At 40.1% G+C, this 15,903-nt stretch carries 18 protein-coding genes; 6 read left to right on the plus strand and 12 right to left on the minus strand.

Annotated elements, in window-relative coordinates; translation table 11 throughout:
* Window positions 1-106 precede the first annotated feature (106 nt).
* Entirely contained in the window at window positions 107-523 is a 417-nt protein-coding gene (locus tag WJR50_RS33170; RefSeq protein WP_341297623.1) for an ArsI/CadI family heavy metal resistance metalloenzyme, read from the plus strand.
* A 56-nt stretch (window positions 524-579) separates the two neighbouring features.
* The gene (sigZ, locus tag WJR50_RS33175) at window positions 580-1,191 is read left to right on the plus strand and encodes an RNA polymerase sigma factor SigZ (protein WP_341297624.1); all 612 of its coding nucleotides are present in this window, start codon (window positions 580-582) and stop codon (window positions 1,189-1,191) included.
* Window positions 1,192-1,262: 71 nt separating this feature from the next.
* On the opposite strand, the gene WJR50_RS33180 is transcribed toward sigZ, so the two are convergent.
* The 12 genes from WJR50_RS33180 to WJR50_RS33235 all read right to left on the minus strand — a co-directional run bounded on the left by WJR50_RS33180 (window position 1,263) and on the right by WJR50_RS33235 (window position 11,406).
* Entirely contained in the window at window positions 1,263-1,790 is a 528-nt protein-coding gene (locus WJR50_RS33180) for a hypothetical protein (RefSeq protein WP_341297625.1), read from the minus strand.
* 20 nt (window positions 1,791-1,810) lie between these two features.
* Entirely contained in the window at window positions 1,811-2,605 is a 795-nt protein-coding gene (locus tag WJR50_RS33185; protein WP_341297626.1) for a hypothetical protein, read from the minus strand.
* Window positions 2,606-2,619: 14 nt separating this feature from the next.
* Window positions 2,620-3,426: a hypothetical protein gene (locus WJR50_RS33190; RefSeq protein WP_341297627.1), complete on the minus strand. Its 807-nt coding sequence runs from the start codon at window positions 3,424-3,426 to the stop codon at window positions 2,620-2,622.
* Between the two features lie 27 nt (window positions 3,427-3,453).
* Window positions 3,454-4,275, minus strand: a complete 822-nt coding sequence (locus WJR50_RS33195; RefSeq protein ID WP_341297628.1) for a hypothetical protein — start codon at window positions 4,273-4,275, stop codon at window positions 3,454-3,456.
* 1 nt (window position 4,276) lies between these two features.
* Window positions 4,277-5,362, minus strand: a complete 1,086-nt coding sequence (gene traM, locus WJR50_RS33200; RefSeq protein ID WP_341297629.1) for a conjugative transposon protein TraM — start codon at window positions 5,360-5,362, stop codon at window positions 4,277-4,279.
* A 115-nt stretch (window positions 5,363-5,477) separates the two neighbouring features.
* Window positions 5,478-6,242 carry a hypothetical protein gene (locus tag WJR50_RS33205; protein WP_341297630.1) on the minus strand — a complete coding sequence of 255 codons (765 nt, stop codon included), beginning with the start codon at window positions 6,240-6,242 and terminating at the stop codon, window positions 5,478-5,480.
* The gene (locus WJR50_RS33210; protein WP_341297631.1) at window positions 6,239-6,850 is read right to left on the minus strand and encodes a hypothetical protein; all 612 of its coding nucleotides are present in this window, start codon (window positions 6,848-6,850) and stop codon (window positions 6,239-6,241) included. The genes WJR50_RS33205 and WJR50_RS33210 overlap by 4 nt, the downstream gene beginning before the upstream one ends.
* Window positions 6,851-6,892: 42 nt before the next feature.
* Window positions 6,893-7,843, minus strand: a complete 951-nt coding sequence (locus WJR50_RS33215) for a TraJ family protein (RefSeq protein ID WP_341297632.1) — start codon at window positions 7,841-7,843, stop codon at window positions 6,893-6,895.
* Window positions 7,840-10,338: a VirB4 family type IV secretion system protein gene (locus WJR50_RS33220; protein WP_341297633.1), complete on the minus strand. Its 2,499-nt coding sequence runs from the start codon at window positions 10,336-10,338 to the stop codon at window positions 7,840-7,842. The genes WJR50_RS33215 and WJR50_RS33220 overlap by 4 nt, the downstream gene beginning before the upstream one ends.
* A 31-nt stretch (window positions 10,339-10,369) precedes the next feature.
* Window positions 10,370-10,687: a hypothetical protein gene (locus tag WJR50_RS33225; RefSeq protein ID WP_341297634.1), complete on the minus strand. Its 318-nt coding sequence runs from the start codon at window positions 10,685-10,687 to the stop codon at window positions 10,370-10,372.
* Entirely contained in the window at window positions 10,687-11,064 is a 378-nt protein-coding gene (locus WJR50_RS33230) for a hypothetical protein (protein ID WP_341297635.1), read from the minus strand. Before WJR50_RS33230 ends, WJR50_RS33225 begins: the two co-directional genes overlap by 1 nt.
* Window positions 11,065-11,118: 54 nt before the next feature.
* The gene (locus WJR50_RS33235) at window positions 11,119-11,406 is read right to left on the minus strand and encodes a hypothetical protein (protein ID WP_341297636.1); all 288 of its coding nucleotides are present in this window, start codon (window positions 11,404-11,406) and stop codon (window positions 11,119-11,121) included.
* A gap of 356 nt (window positions 11,407-11,762) precedes the next feature.
* Between WJR50_RS33235 and WJR50_RS33240 the strand changes: the two genes are divergently transcribed.
* The 4 genes from WJR50_RS33240 to WJR50_RS33255 all read left to right on the plus strand — a co-directional run bounded on the left by WJR50_RS33240 (window position 11,763) and on the right by WJR50_RS33255 (window position 15,867).
* Window positions 11,763-12,557, plus strand: coding sequence for a type IV toxin-antitoxin system AbiEi family antitoxin domain-containing protein (locus WJR50_RS33240; protein WP_341297637.1), 795 nt, complete (start codon window positions 11,763-11,765; stop codon window positions 12,555-12,557).
* Window positions 12,554-13,354 carry a nucleotidyl transferase AbiEii/AbiGii toxin family protein gene (locus tag WJR50_RS33245; protein WP_341297638.1) on the plus strand — a complete coding sequence of 267 codons (801 nt, stop codon included), beginning with the start codon at window positions 12,554-12,556 and terminating at the stop codon, window positions 13,352-13,354. Before WJR50_RS33240 ends, WJR50_RS33245 begins: the two co-directional genes overlap by 4 nt.
* Before the next feature lie 550 nt (window positions 13,355-13,904).
* A complete protein-coding gene (locus tag WJR50_RS33250; RefSeq protein ID WP_341297639.1) occupies window positions 13,905-15,629 on the plus strand; it encodes a metallophosphoesterase in 1,725 nt (574 codons plus the stop codon).
* 109 nt (window positions 15,630-15,738) lie between these two features.
* The gene (locus WJR50_RS33255; RefSeq protein ID WP_341297640.1) at window positions 15,739-15,867 is read left to right on the plus strand and encodes a hypothetical protein; all 129 of its coding nucleotides are present in this window, start codon (window positions 15,739-15,741) and stop codon (window positions 15,865-15,867) included.
* Window positions 15,868-15,903: the final 36 nt, after the last annotated feature.

Consider the following 15,903-nt stretch of genomic DNA (forward strand, 5'->3'; position numbering starts at 1 on the left):
GCATAAATCTTTAAGTTTTGGTCAACCTAAAGTTTATTCATTGACCCGCTCTTTTCAAAATTTAAACATGCTCTAAGTCTTCGCTATAGAAACAAATAAAATGATCATGAAAAGATTACACGTTAACATTCAAGTGAAAGACTTAGAGCAATCTATCAACTTCTATAGCCAGCTTTTTAAAGGAGAACCTACAGTGATAAAAAAAGATTATGCTAAGTGGATGCTGGAAGATCCAAAAGTAAACTTTGCTCTTTCTCTATCCGATACCAATGAAGGTATTGAGCATTTGGGTATTCAGGTTGATACTGAAGAAGAACTGGGAGAACTCTACAGTAGATTGGATCAAATAGAGGGTAAAAAGTTTGAAGAAGGGGATACGGTTTGCTGCTATGCCAAATCACATAAATCCTGGATTGAAGATCCACAAGGCGTAGAATGGGAAATTTTTCAAACCTATGGTACTTCCCAAACAAATACCAATGAAAGTAAGTCTTGCTGTATCCCGGTGTCAGAAAATGTATAACTATTACAGGAAGCCTGCTTAGGGTAGTCTTCCTCTCCAAATTAATTATAGAACATATGTCGTGTGAATTAGTCGCTCCTGTATTTCAGGAATACGAAAAAGAACTGCTAGGCTTTATTAATAAGCGGATTAAAGACAGGCAACAGAGTGAAGATGTTTTGCATGGGATATTTTTAAAGGTACATCGGCATTGTGAAAAGTTGCCTAAAATAAAGAACAACCGAGCCTGGCTATTTCAAATTACTAGAAATGCCGTGAATGACTATTTCCGCGAAAATAGGAAAAACACAAGTCTGGAGGAACTACCATTTGAGGCCGAACAACAGACTGGAGAAGAACTCTCTCAACTCCTTGCTCCACTAATCCCCAGAATGATTCGTATGCTTCCTGCTAAATATGCAGAGCCCTTAATGATGAGCGATATTGAAGAAATACCACAACAGGAAGTGGCTAACAAACTTGGACTTTCTTTGTCAGGAGCTAAGTCACGTATTCAGCGTGGTAGAGAAAAGTTGAGGAACTTATTTTTTGAATGTCTATATCTTGAACTTGACCACCAGGGAGTTCCGCTAAGCTTTTCAGTTAAAGAACATTGCACACCACTGCATCAATATCAGCCTAATTCCGAGCAAAAGCTTATTACTAAGACTAATAGATGTAATTGCTAAATATTTATCATTATGCCAATAAAAATTTAAAGTCAAATAATTACGATTTAGGTTAACATCCTAAGGTACCATCAATGCATTACAGCAAGCCTAAACACAAAAGTATAAGCCTTTTCATCAAATATTTTGTCTACCTTGATCTGCATAAACTCATTATTAAGCTCATCCACCATCCAGTTTTCATCAGCATAGGATTCTTCCATTTCATAACCATAGAGCATGCGGTGGCCGGAGGCAAAAAGAGATACTGCGAAAATGGTGTGCTGATCGTTAAGCTTCCATCCAGCGATGAGTGGAATGTAGGTGAGGTCATTTTCCTGACATACTGTGTTTCCTTCTTCACCATTCAATTGCCCTACTGCTCCTGTACCAGGAGCTTCGGTGATGAAGATGTTGTCTTTAACACAGGCAGGGAGTTGACTGTACCAATCCAGTATTTTGCCGTCACTCTTTCTTTCCGCCTGCATGGAGACCACCTTCCATCTTTTCTGATGCAGCAGGATTTTCATTTCATTTTCAGGAGGAATGATCATCTCAGGGGACTGGCATGAGGCAATTGTAGTAAAAGCTAGTAGATAAAAAGCATAGTTGGGTTTCATAGCGAAGGTTAGGTAAAGGGTTAAAAAATTGATGTATCAGATATTAGAGTTCTTTCCAGGCTTTTTCTTTGCCGGACAGCATCATTAATAGCTTCAGGATCTTTAGTGACTTGCAAGAGAAATTCATCAGATCGCTCTAGCATTGTTTCAGCAGTCAAAAGATATTCCTCGCTATACGCTTGCAGTGCTATTCTTTCAGCCTCAGTCATGGAAAAGCGATCTGCTTGTTTTAATACTTCATTCATTTCAGACGCTTTGCGTATAAAGTCGTCTGCCAGGTACTGAAAAGCTACCGCTGCATAGGTTATTCTTTGGGCAGCATAATAGGAAAAACTGCTGATAAGCTCATCTGAGGATTTACTGTCCTCTTGAAAATTATTGAAGTCAACTGCCAAAGCTTCAGCAGAACTAGCCATAAATAAATCAGCATAAGTTTCATCTATTGATCTGTTTAAAACAGGATGCTCTCCTATGATGATGTCTATTTCAATGTCTGACTGACTGATCCCATTGACCAGTTCATCAGCCAAATAGATAGACTTAGTAAGGTCACTCCAATGCAGGTCTCTCACTGATTCAGCCTGCTTCCATTGATGGAGTACTTCCTTTTGTAAAGCCTCAATACTGCTGTATTGTGTGAGCATACTCTCGCTGTGCTGCAGCGTTTTTTGATACTGTTGTTGCTTGACTACATTCATGGCAAAATCCTGCACACTTTTGCCTAAAGCCTTGCTATCATAGACCATGATAAGCTGGGCCCGGAGGGCAAAAGGCAGTATAAAAAGTAGCGTGAAAAATCTGAATTTCAAGTGCATGATAGTAATATTTACTACTGAAACAAAGTACTTTTTTCAAGAATTTTTCGCTCCAATTGATGCTCAAATACTTCTATTGAGTAAGCCTTTGAAAAAGAGTTAGATGCGGATTTTTGTATCAGTTGATCCGCTTTGGTTTTTAGCTTTAAGCTACTTTGAAAGTACTCCTGCATCCTTTTCAAAGTCTCTAGTCTTTTGTTTTCAGTCATTGAAAAAGCGTCATCGCTCTTCAACAGAACTTGTAACTCCTGGGCTTTTTCAAGTCTACTTTCTGCCAGATCCTGATAGGTTTTAGCCAGGAGCAGCTTTCGTTTATAGCTCATTTCTTCAAGTGCGAATTGATTCAGCTTTCTTTGCTCTTGATCCGCATCAAAACTACTAAGCTCAGGCAGCATCAATGACTCATCGTAGGGAATAAGCTCCTCAAAAAGGAGCTGACTTTTGTGAGCGGGTTCTATCTGGGCATGGTAAATTTCAGCAAGTGTATTGGCAAAAGAATACTCCTCTAAGTAAGAAGAAGCCTGCAATACCTGAAGTGTATTTTCACTTTCTTCATCCAAGTCAGAAATCCGCAGTAAAGCAGTACTTACAGCCTGCTTTAAGTAAGCCTGATAAAAAGCCTGTAACTGATAAGTCGCTGAAACCGTATCCATGCTTTGCTCAGTCAGCTGTTGGATAAGTCCCAGTATGGCTGCCTGTTTGGTATCATGGTTTACCTGTTCAGCCAATTCATCTTGTAAGAGATGATCACTCACTGAGATTTGAGCATAGATAATATGAATCGGCAACAGCATGAGGCTAAGTAAGATGATGAGCTTCATATGAAATGAAATTTATTGACATGAGTTTTAATAAAGTGGGGTATTGGCAAGTACCTCTCGTTCCAACTGCTGTTCGTACTGTTTGATGGGGCCAGTCTTGCTTTGTTTTGCCGCCTCCATCACCTCCAGGATCAGTTGATCGGATTGAAGCTTCAAGTCTATGCTTTGCAGGATATAGTCATGGGCCTGTTTGATGCTGCTGAGCCTTTCTCCTTCTGTCATGGAAAAGCGTTCGTTGACCAGCAGCGCCTGACTGAGTTCCTCAGCTTTTTCCAGGAGGTCCTGGGCCATCTCATGATAAGATAAGGCCACTTGTAATTTCTTTTTGTAAGCCATCTCGTCAAAGGCAGCACGATTCACCGAGAGCGTCGAGAGGCTGGTTTGCAGGGCATCCAGGCTAGCAGGTAGTAGATTGTCTGCGCCAAAACCATCTAACTCCTGGTATAAGCCCATAGCACCATTTTCGTTTTCAGGGTTTTGATAAGCATCTTTGAGTCTCTCAATGCCATCAAAGCCTGGTACATAAGCATCCATGGAGGTGGCTATGGATAAAGCCTGGGCTTCACTGTTTTCCAAATTGGCCCATTGAAGCTCCTGTATGCTTTCGGCCTGCTTGAGGAATTCCTGGTAGTTGTATTGTAGGTCGTAGATTTCACCGACCTTTTCTTCAATGCGGTAGGATATCATGACCTGTTCGTTGAGTTTATCCAGTTGATCATTCAGGATTTGACTATTGGCTACTGTCATCGCGATATGCGTGACATCCATCACCGGAATACCCTGAGCAAAAACCTCGGTACTCAAGCAAAACCATATTAAGAGGAGGAGGTAAAACTTAGAAGTTTTCATGCTATTGATCGTTTATAGTTTGAGCAACAAAAAGAGGAAGACCATCAGGCAGGAATACTGTAGTTTGCCTTCTTCTACTTTTCTGAAGGACACTGCGTCCCAGTTCAGCGGCAATATCCAAAGGAATATCTCTTACCGACCGCTGTCCCTCCCGGTAAAGGCTTTGTTGGCCTGCTTCTTCCAGCACACTTTGTGATTCGTCCAATTGAATACCTTCATGAAAAGTATGATGATGCACCTGAAGTTGTACTGGTGTCTGCAATATCCTGGAAATCCTCACCAGGATTCGGTTTTGGGCGATTCTTGCTGAGCCGTACATGATTGTTCCTGCCGGAAAATGCTGCTCATTGATGGACAAGCTTTCTGTTAAGCGCAGGCTTAACATATCGTTGTTACCCAACTCCTGATCTCCATGTATAACACAAGCAGTAAAGCTTTGGATAGAAGTATTGGCCAGGTTCACTTTTACAGCTTGAAAGAAATCCTGGCTGTCTGATTTGCTCTGGTATTCAGCAGTCAGCCCTTCAGGTTTTTTTTCGTGAGTTGCTGTAGTGGCTACTTTTCTTTTTCTCATTACCTCAACTTTCTTTGATGTAGCGTTCCCATTATTGAATGAATCAGCTTCTGGAGACTTTGGCTGGATGCTATCCTTTTTAGTTGTATCAATGGCTTGAACAGAATCAGTTTTAAGCGATGATCTTTGCTTAATCATCTTCCAGTCAGGCTTTGTTATTTTGGACTTGACTGAACCTTTGGCTTGTTGGGAGATATCCTCCCTTCTTTCTTTTTCTTCTTGTTTAAGGGCTTCTTTGTAGACCTCGGTTTTGTCAGGTAATGCTTTGGGTTGAATACTTTCTTCCCAACCAAAGATAGGCAGGGGAGTAAGTCGTATTGCCTGTAAAATATCCTTACCCTTAAAGTGAAGTACTGTAATTGATATTGCTACTGCTCCAACAATGAAAAGCAGCCAGGTTTTTGAGAGGAATCGCAATACTTTGTCCTTCCAGCTTTTGGCAGGCTTGGGAGCCTCAAAGCGAAGCTTTTCAGCATTGATATGCGCTTCATCAATATTGTCTTTAAAGTCCATAGTGTTTTTGGAGTTTGGAGATTGGTGGTTAGGGATTAGAGATTGAAAGAAACTTTACAGTTCTAAAGATTAGCTTCACACTAAAGGCCAAGTCCTAATCCCCAACTCCCATCCACTAATACAAATCCGCCCGTTTGAATGATTGATACGGAAGCTTGAGCGAGATACTGCGGCGAGCGCCTTTTTCTCTTAAAGTAGCGATGATAGATTCCCTTCTTTCCAGTGCCTGTAGCGGCAGTACATAGAAGAGATGACCCGAGGAATAGGGCAGAATATCTTGGATCTGCCAAGCTTCAGCCTCCGTAATCGGAAAGTGGGCTACTTGCGTTTTGGCAAAGAAGCCTTTCTTATACTTCTTGAGTCTTTCAAAACCAATAAACTCAGTTTGATATACCACCGAAGTATGGTTCTTCACCCTGAACTTGAGATAAGTATCCTGATGATCATGCAATATGCCTACCAGCCTAAAACTAATACCGTGCTCTTTATTGCCAGTATAATGAAGATCTGTCTGTTCTTGGAGAAACTCTAATCTTTCTTCTTTCTCAAAAGCTATCCTCTTTTCATGATTTGATGACTTCTTTCTAAAGTCATAGAAGGCCTGGGGATGAGATTGAAAAATAAGCACTCCTTGAAAAGGTTGATCTCCTACTACTGCATAGAATGGCGTAGGAGGGACGCTATCTTTTTTTGCGATTAACATCACCGCATTACCTTCTATACCCGCTTGAAAACGCATAGGGTTACCAATATCTGCCAGGCTTACTGCTTCATCAAAGAGCAGATAGGACTTCGCCTGATCAGATACATAAATGGTATCCTGACTATAACTTAAAGTAGTTGCCAATAACAAAACGAATACTAAACTGAATTTGATCATGGTTGCTTTTCTTCTTTACGAGAGTAGGCGATAAAGTCAAAATCAGTGAGCAAAAGGCCATAAGGGTTCTTCTCATGACGGTAGGCTTGGACTACCTTGAAGCTTGCTGCTATAGGTAGCGTCCGGACATTGTCTCCAATATGCACCTCTTGTAGCGCATAGAACTTTCCTTCAATGGGTAGGGTGTTCATATCCAGTACCACAGAGTCCAGCTTGACCTCCGTGTGAGAACCATAGCGGACGTAGTTTTTCTGTACTTCTCCTTCTTCAAAGTCATGATAGATCCGCTTGCCGGATTCTTCATCAATGAGGTTCAAAGCATAGTTGATATGTTCATAATAAGTTTCTGCACTATGGGCGAACATATGCTTGACAAAGGTTTCCACATGATTCTGGGTTTCAATACGGGATACTTTTCTTCCGTCATAGTAGCTGGCAGGAAAAGTGCCCCAGGAGGTAATGACATAAGTCTGCTGCTGGTAATACTCTTCTACTTTTCTGTATTGTATAATATAGATCACAGTAGAAATCATAAAGCCCAGGATACTGACAGCCGCTAGCATCTGCATGGTCTTGAAGGTTTTATTAAAGTCTTTTACGCTTGACATGTTGGTTAGGGGTTAGAAATTTGGATATTAGGTTTTAGTAAATCAGTGTTTTCTGCGATGAGCGTATCTGGCTGCTTGTGCACCTGCGTTGGCAGATGCACTACCGGCTGCTCCTGTGCCGACTACCACTTTACTGGAAGACATCACGGCCTTTCCCTTCTGATACGCTAAACCTGCGCCTAACATAGCAGTGCTAAAGACCCTGCTCTGAAAGACAGCCGCATGTGAATGACCGATGATGTAACTTGTCAGATGGGGTACCATAAAGTAGAGAATGACTATCACCAGACTGACCAGCACAAAGTTGGTGGTGCTTAACTCATCAGCAAACAAATAGCCATTGAAGTAAAGGCTGTTGAATTCCGATACCAGTGTATCCAGAATGATAAGGGTAACACTCCAGAACTGCACGGTTAGATAACTTTGCAGCCACTTCATGGCAAGGCTATTCAGGCCAGGTATGACTGACAATCCAATCGCTAGTGGCCCTACGATGTAGAGAAAAGCCAGCAGCACTAGACGGATCAGCTCAATGCCCTTTCTTACGATATGCACAAAAGAGCCTTCCAGCAAAGCCAGGAGCCAGTTGACCAGGTCAAACTGCATGAGGCGGGTGAAGGATGCATACAACTCTTCCATATTGCTGGGCAGTTCTCCGTTCTGGCTTCCCGGCAAGAGCAGGTTCCACATCTCAGCAAGCTTCTGCATAAAGGTTCTGTCCGGTCCGATGTAATCTGAAATCGCTTGAATCGTAGCACTGATCACATCCAGAAAATCTGAGTAGAAAGCAAGCCCAATCCACAGCACCACACCTCTGACTATAGGCTGAAAGCCCAGCCGAAAACGCTGGGAGAACACCAGTGCAGAAAAGACCTGATTAAACATCACAATCAACAGAAAGACCGGAATCATCGCCAGCCCAATACCTAAGGTTCTTTCCAGCAAAGTATTGACCGCTGCTAAAAACTCAGTGCTTGCAGATAGATTATTCATTGTGATTGAGCGTTTTCTACAAATTGATTGACCGCAAAAGGCAGATTCCCCTGATAGCGCTCAATGAGCTTTTTGAGAAAATTCCGCTCTTCGGGTTTGGAAGAAAGTACTGCATCCAGATGAGGAGAGGTTTCTAACCTAAAGACCCTGGCTTCTTCTCCCTGCTTGATGAAGAGTTCCCTAAATGTCTTCTCTACCCGCATGGAGTGGATCAGCTCTATCTCGTGATCAATAAAGCCAAGATGTGATGCCAGTTCACTCACTAACCTTTTGTCCTGATGCTTCAGGATGATCTTGGTATCGGCATTGACGAGCACTGCTTCTCCTACGCTGGACTTTTTGATCTCCCCCAACCCTTGCGTTATGATGCATACTGAACCGTTGTTCTTTCTAATGGTTCTAAAGAGTTCATTGATAAATTCCTGTAAACTGCCTGAAAGCATGGACCAGGCTTCATCCAGGTAGAGGTACTTGATCTCTTCAGGATATTTTCGGATCTGATCCAGTGCCAGTTCTGTAATCAAAAGTGTTATCAACGGATACAAGACAGGATCAGTATTGATCTTGTCCATATCAAAACAGACTAAGTTGTGCTCACTGATGCTGATCTCCTGCACTGCATTGAGCACCTGCCGGTATTCTCCTGAAACAAAAGGTCTCAAGACGGTTAAGAACTGCTCCATATCAAAGTACCTGATTTCTGAGCGGTACTCTTCTTCCTGTTCATGCAGTCTATGGTACTGCCGAAGGAAATGAAAGAAAGAATTGATCCCCGGATAGGATGAAGGGTTCTCATCCAGATGTTGGTAGTAGCGGGGAAGAATCATCTTGAAGATCGCTCTTTCAGCAGGCGTAAGATCCTGCTTTCCTGATCCATCTGTACTTCCTCCTTTCCAGATGGTACTCAGTACCGCAATCAAAAAGTTACTCTTCTCAGCAGTAAGCAAATATTTTCCTTCATTGTCTTTTTCTAATAAAAAAGGATTAAAAACCAGTGGCTTTTCAGCGCTATATTCAAAGTAAGTCTCGTCAAACTGTTTACCACCTGCCTGTCCGGTAGGCAGGTTCAGCGCATACATCACATTGCGGTAAGTACCACCTTTGTCAATGATGATCTGTCTTGCTCCTCGCTCTAGTCTTTGGGCAATGAAGTTTCCCATGGTATAAGACTTGCCTGATCCGGATGGGCCAATGACTACACAGTTCTGGTTGGCTTGCCGGGTGTTGAAAAGATTCACCTGCAAAAGATTGCCGAATCTGTCACACAAGTAATCACCTGAATTATTTCCATTCCAGTTACTCATAAAGTGCAGGTAGCATGCAGCAAGATCAGCGGAGGTAATCAACCAACGATAATGTTGAAAACCATTTCCTGGAAGTGAAGCGAAGAAAAGGTTAGCGGTGTCATAACTCTCTACAACAGCTTCTGCGCCATAAAGCTGACGAATGGCTGAAACTGTCCGCTCCACATAAGACTTTCTCAACTGCTCATCACTTTCAAAAACCATCACGGATTGATGAAGGCTTACCAAACCAGTATTGCCTGAGCGGACATAAGCAGTGAACTCCTCCAGTTCCCTGGCTTTGAGCTCATGATCCTGGGTAGTCAGCCACTCTAAAGAGTCATTGAGTTTTCGTTCAAAGTCCAGGTTCTTGAGTTCTCTCTCCGTATCTTCCACCAGCAGACATTGCGTTACCACATGTGGAAACTGCATGTACTGCGATAGTTGATAAGTATACGGACTACTCACGCCGTAGTGATTCTTGACACTGGCAAAGACTTCACTGCCCTGCCCGCACATCGTAATAACATTGGCTTTCTTTTCTCCTACTGCCAGTGCTGAAAAGTCATTGTAGATCACCCGGTTGAGCGAAGTACAGGGCGTATCAAAAGAAAGGTTGATGTAGCGCAGATAGAGTGTATTGAGCTCTTCTTCTTTTAATCTGCTAAATGATACGTCTTTCAAGCTATACAGTCCTTTGATAAAGGAGGCTGCCAGGCTTTCAGCTTCTTTGAGTAAGTCCTCTATGCTACTAAAAGGGTTTTTGAGAATTGAACCTCCATAAGCAAACATACTACTGACTGGGTTGATCCTGTGGGAGGAGGTAGTGTTTAGTTTACCTTTAGCCCTGCTGGGAAAAGAAAGGAACAAATAACTCTCATGCAGCAGTGTAAGACGAGCAAAGAAATGCTCATGCAGTTTGGCTTCGTAATAAGCGGATTTCTGGATGTTATCTACTTTATATTCTTTGTCAAAGTAGATATCAGTCTTTTGTACTACAGTGCCTACTGGCAGCATTTTAAGCTGCTGGCTGAGCACATCATTTGCCTGGCTGTACTGACTTTCGGTCCAGGACTCCAATGGAGCCCCGGAAACAAGAAAGCCAATGCCTACTCTTCCGTCTTTGAAGATGACCTTATCTTCTTCCAAAGCAAAGATGGGCAGCCTATCTCGTAGATAGTTAGATTTTTTCTTAATAGGTTTGATAATCATTTTTGATTAGTGAATGAATCATGAAAATAGTTTACCTCCGGTATCCGGTCCACGGTCTTCCGTTCCCTTTCTCCCATACCTCCAACTGCTTGGGTTGAAAAAAGCGATAGGAGAGCAGGGAAAAAAGAAAACTGGGATGATTTCGCAAGTTGATGGGTTTTAAAAGAAAGAAAGTTACTATGGTCACCGCAAGTACCGCGAAGAAATAGTACTTGGATACCGGCAGAAAAAAGTTGATCATAATACCCAGCACCATCGCAATGGACAAACCAAAAAGCAGGGCAAACAAATCCTGCATGGGTAGTCCTAAAATCTGGGCTTTCTTTTCAATGGATTTGAATGTTTTCATTAGCCTTGGGTGTCATCCAGTAAAATATCTCCTCCTAAGAATGCGGCCAGGTCATCTACGATGAACTGAAAACCACCGAAAAGGGCAATGGCAATCACAATCCCGATCATGAACTCCACCTTGTCGGGAGAACCGGTAAAGAACTTCATGGCAGCTTTGAATATCCCAATCGCAATACCAATCAGAAATGCGACATTTAGAATAATCACAATCCAGCTTTTGATGCTGTTCATGGCATTCTCAACCATGGCCTGTCCAAAGGACTGCTGCACAGAGAGAAAGACAAATAACATGAGCAGCATCAGCGGCCTGCTCCGGAACAAATGTGCGGCAAATCGTGTAACACGAGCTTTGACAACAACATACAAGTTTTGCATAAGTAAAAAGGGTTTGGTGTATAAAAATGAATGAGTAAAAGCTTTATTTGATGATCATATATCCCATGCATTTTTAAGGGTAGCTAAGCGCTCTATCTGCTTTTCCGGATCAAGCTTAGGCTTCATGTGCTTTTTATTCAGGATCAGCTTTGGCTTATCATCTACTACATCATGTACCACAAACTCAGAAAGTTTATATTCTTTAATGGGAATAGAAGAGTGATTTTGATAGAAAATTTTTTCACGTTGACTGGTCTTTGCCCACTTCTGGCATTGCTGGAGCGTCAGAAATAGCAACAATACCCACAACAGAAGGGCAACCAAGGCTAGGGGTGAGTTCATTAAGTTTGATAGACTTTGTGTCATTTTGATGTTTCTCTTAAAAGTATAATTATCACCAAAGTATCAAATAGCTTTAAATATGGATAAATAACTTAAAGTGATTATTTATAAATTGTTGATTAATAGATAATTATAGTAAAAATATTCTTTTTTATAGCAAATAATAGGGCAAAAAATTACTTTTCTTTCTAAGCAATTCTGTAGAGTAATATTTTAAAAGTACAATTATTTTTTTATGAAGTATACTTAAACAACATCTGAAAATTCATAGGTATGTTATGCTAAAATAAACATTATTAGTCTTGCGTTGCGAAATACGCCAAAAATAGGTATGTTTCGCAACGAAAAACCAAACTATGGGCAGCGTAGCAGCATTTATCAGAGAACTACAATCTTATGAGGAATTTGCTTTCTCCACAGAGGAATTGCTGCAAAAGACGGCTGCTCCAGAATCTTCGGTCAGAAAAGAGCTCGCCAGGCTTTCCTCTGACCAGCAGGTCATCAACCTCCGGAAAGGATTTTATCTGATCATTCCTCCGCGTTATCAGCATTACGGCAAATTACCCCTTGAACTATATGTAGAGAAGCTCTTCAAATTTCTAAAGAAACCCTATTATATCGGCTTCTATTCAGCAGCAGCCTATCTAGGTGCAGCACACCAAAGGGTTCAGCAGGATTATATTATTACCGTGCCCCCGGCATTGAGAAATATTAATAAAGGAAATATCAAGATCAGATTCTTCAATAGCCTGAACTGGCCGAATAAAAACATCATACAAAAGAAATCGGATGCAGGATATTTCAAGCTTTCCTCTCCGGCACTCACCTTTGCGGACTTAATTGAAAACCAACATCAGTTAGGTGGCTTAAACCGGATGCTGGCTATTTTAGAAGAACTTTCAGAATCTTTAGAGAAAAAGGACGTAGAAGAGCTGCTTACTTGGTACCATAATAAAAGTGTGTTACAGCGTATGGGCTTTCTGTTGGAGGAAATAGAATTGAGCAAAGAATTAGCACAGGTGATTTTTGATCACCTTAGTAGAGAAAACTTTTTTTCTACCCTGCTAAGTCCACGTAAAGGGCAGAAAGCCGGCAGCACAGGTAACCGCTGGAAAATAGATGCAAACATAGTACTTGAAAGTGATTTATGATTCCTAAACCATACATAGCCCAATGGAAAGATCATGCTCCCTGGAGTATTAATGAACAGGTAGAGCAGGACCTGATCATCTCCCGGACACTGGTCGCTTTATTTTCAGATGATTTCCTTAGGGAAAACCTGGCCTTCAGAGGAGGTACCGCCCTGCATAAATTGTACCTGAACCCTGCCCCAAGGTATTCCGAAGATATTGATCTGGTGCAGATCAAAGAAGGCCCCATCAAGCCTATCTTGAAGCGGATTGGAGAGGTTATCGACTTTTTTGAAGAAGAAAGAGTGGTGAAAGTGAAAGCCAATAACAATACTTTGCTCTACCGCTTTTATGCTGAGTATGCACCGGACATACGGCTGCGCTTAAAAATAGAGATCAATTGCAGGGAGCATTTCAATGTATTAGAGTGGCAATCTTTTCCTTTTGAGGTCAACAGTGATTGGTTCACCGGAAAAGCTGAAATTACTACCTATCACATTAACGAATTATTAGGCACCAAACTCAGGGCATTATACCAGCGAAGCAAAGGCAGAGATCTCTTTGACTTATTCTATGCAGATCAGCATATTGCCTTTGACAGAGATCAGCTTATACATTGTTATCAGGAGTATATGGCATTTGTAGTAGGTAAGCCACCTACCGCAAAACAATTCCTGCTTAATCTGGAAGAAAAACAAGAAAATCCTGATTTCACCGGTGACCTGGAAGGGCTTTTGCGTCCTGGTATAACTTACGATGCAGACAAAGCTTTTGAGTGGGTAAAAACTTTAGTAGAAGATGGGTTAAACCTTAGATAACGAAACGCCCATTAACAAGTATAGGCCAATCTTTTTCAATCCCGCCTGCACTTCACCGGACTACCGCTCATGACCTTTGGTTTGACGGACGCAGTAGGAATGTTACCTATCGAGGCTTGGACTCAATGTTTGAAATGATAAGTTTTTCGCTTCACTGTGATTTAAAGTATAACTTTTGATTTTTATTACCTGTCTCATCTTATGACCTTACCTACTTTCATAACACAAGGGTAAATCAACCGTGATTTATAGAAATTAACTTTACTCAGATTTTTTAAAACAATTTCTTTACTATATTAGGAGGCAATACGAAGAAATTTAGAGGGTAATACTATGTATCTCAAGGGTATTTAAAATCTTCCTTTTTCTAATTATCAGAAACAGGTAAGCTAATAAAGTGATATAATAAGAACAGCCTTTTTAACAAATTTGAATTTTGATAAATAGACAGTGTAACATATATAACTTCATCAATATTTGCTTGTGAAAAAGTAGTGCCACAACAGTAGATATAAAAAAATTAAATACTTTCTCTCTAACTGCTTATAATATGAGAATACTCCATTTAACTGACTTTCATTATGGAAAAAAATATAAAAGCAAGGTTGATAGAATGTTCCCTTCACTACTTAAAAAATTGGGAGAGATATCTAAAGAAAAAAAAATAGACTATGTGGTTTTTTCTGGTGATTTGGTGTACTCAGGTAAAGAGATTGAGGATTTCAAAGAAGTCCAAAACTTGTTCTTATATGAAATATGCAGAACACTAAATATTGATGAAAGAGATATTTTAATTTGCGCTGGTAATCATGATATGGAGGCTGGTAAAGAGATTACTGCTATTAAAGAGTATGTGGACAAAATTAATAATAATGAAACATTAGATGACTTTGTCGAGGACAATATTCAATTCAATCTCAGTTATGCTAATTCTAAAAATTATCATCAATTCGTAAATGCTTATTATAACAATGATTCAGATGTAGTATCAGAACTTTATCACGTATTTAAAAGAACCCATCAAACTGAAAAGATAGGTTTCGTATCTTTTAACACATCGTGGAGGTCTTTTATTGGAAATCATTCTGGTCATCTTCTAATTCCAAGTCGTGTTGTAAATAAAGCTATAGATGAGTTGAGAGACTGTGGTTTTAAGATTGTGATAATTCATCACCCACTAGAAGATTTGAAAAGCTTTAATAAGTATTTGATAGAAGATACAATTCTTGAAAATTTTCATCTTTGCTTCTCAGGCCACTATCATAAAAGAAAACAATCAATAGATATTACCCATGATTATGGAATGCTTTCGCTTTCTTCTGCAGCAACTATGTCTGGTGATGATGGTAGTACTATTGGGTTTTCAGTTGTTGAAATAGAAACAGATACTTTTGATGTGAATATTCAGAACTTTACCTATGCAAAAAGTGATAACATATTCACTAACACATCAAATAAAAAAATTAGCATTCCTGTAGAAGAAGAAAAATCGGAACAAATCAAGATTCTTAAAGAAACCAGAAGATATTACAATGAATGCCTATTTGAAGCTAATAATCTACTAATACATGATGAATCAGAGTCAAATGATTTTAATGATCTTTTTACAGATCCTGTAATGTATGACAAATCTGCAACTGAATATATAAAGAAAAAGAATGAAGCAAACAAAGTTGAACTCCTTCAACTCATTCAAAGTAATACTGTATTGTATGGCAAAGATAAATCAGGAAAATCAACCCTACTTCATAAAATTAGACTAGAACTGTTAAGAAATTTCAAAGATTACAAGGTTATACCTATTTATCTGCAGTTACACCAATTTAGTAACCAAACTTCATTCAATTTGATCGAAGTATTCAGGAAAATGTTTGATGTGAATACTTCTAAAGCCGCTTCTTTGATCATGAGATCAAAAATTCAATTTATTATTGATGACTTTAATCCTGATAACTCTTTTCATATTAAGTTACTAGATCAGTTAAAGGAGCAAGGAGCAGTAAACTATTTTCTTTTATCTTCTGATGAAACACAAGCCAGTTACTTTGATAACTTCAAAATTAAGGAAGAGCCTATTTCCAAAGCCTATATTCATCCTATTTCCAGGAGCACTATTAGAACACAGACAAACAAATTACTTGTCAAGTATTCAGATGAAGAAAAAGAAAGTATCATAAAAAGGATCATTGATATATTTTCTCAGTTATCAATCCCATTTAATTTTTGGTCATTATCATTATTCCTATGGATATATTGGAAACGTCGGATAAGTTGAGCAGTTGGAGTCGGATGAAAGTGAACCACCCTGGGCGGAGCAAAGTGCACCACGCATAGATCGGTTCTATTTGTGAGTTAAAAGTGATCTTTTTAGCGAAAAAAAGATCATGGCTAACCAACGAATAGAAATGCGAAAAATAAAACGATTATTCAAACTCTACACCGAAGGGGTAAGCAAGCGAACGATCAGCGTTCGTATCCGTCCGGCGGTCTACATATTGTTTTTGAAGTTCTGAGGGTATAGATCCCTGATGTTTTTATGATTGATGGCC

It is taken from the genome of Catalinimonas locisalis (assembly GCF_038039535.1).
Taxonomy (GTDB): domain Bacteria; phylum Bacteroidota; class Bacteroidia; order Cytophagales; family Cyclobacteriaceae; genus Catalinimonas.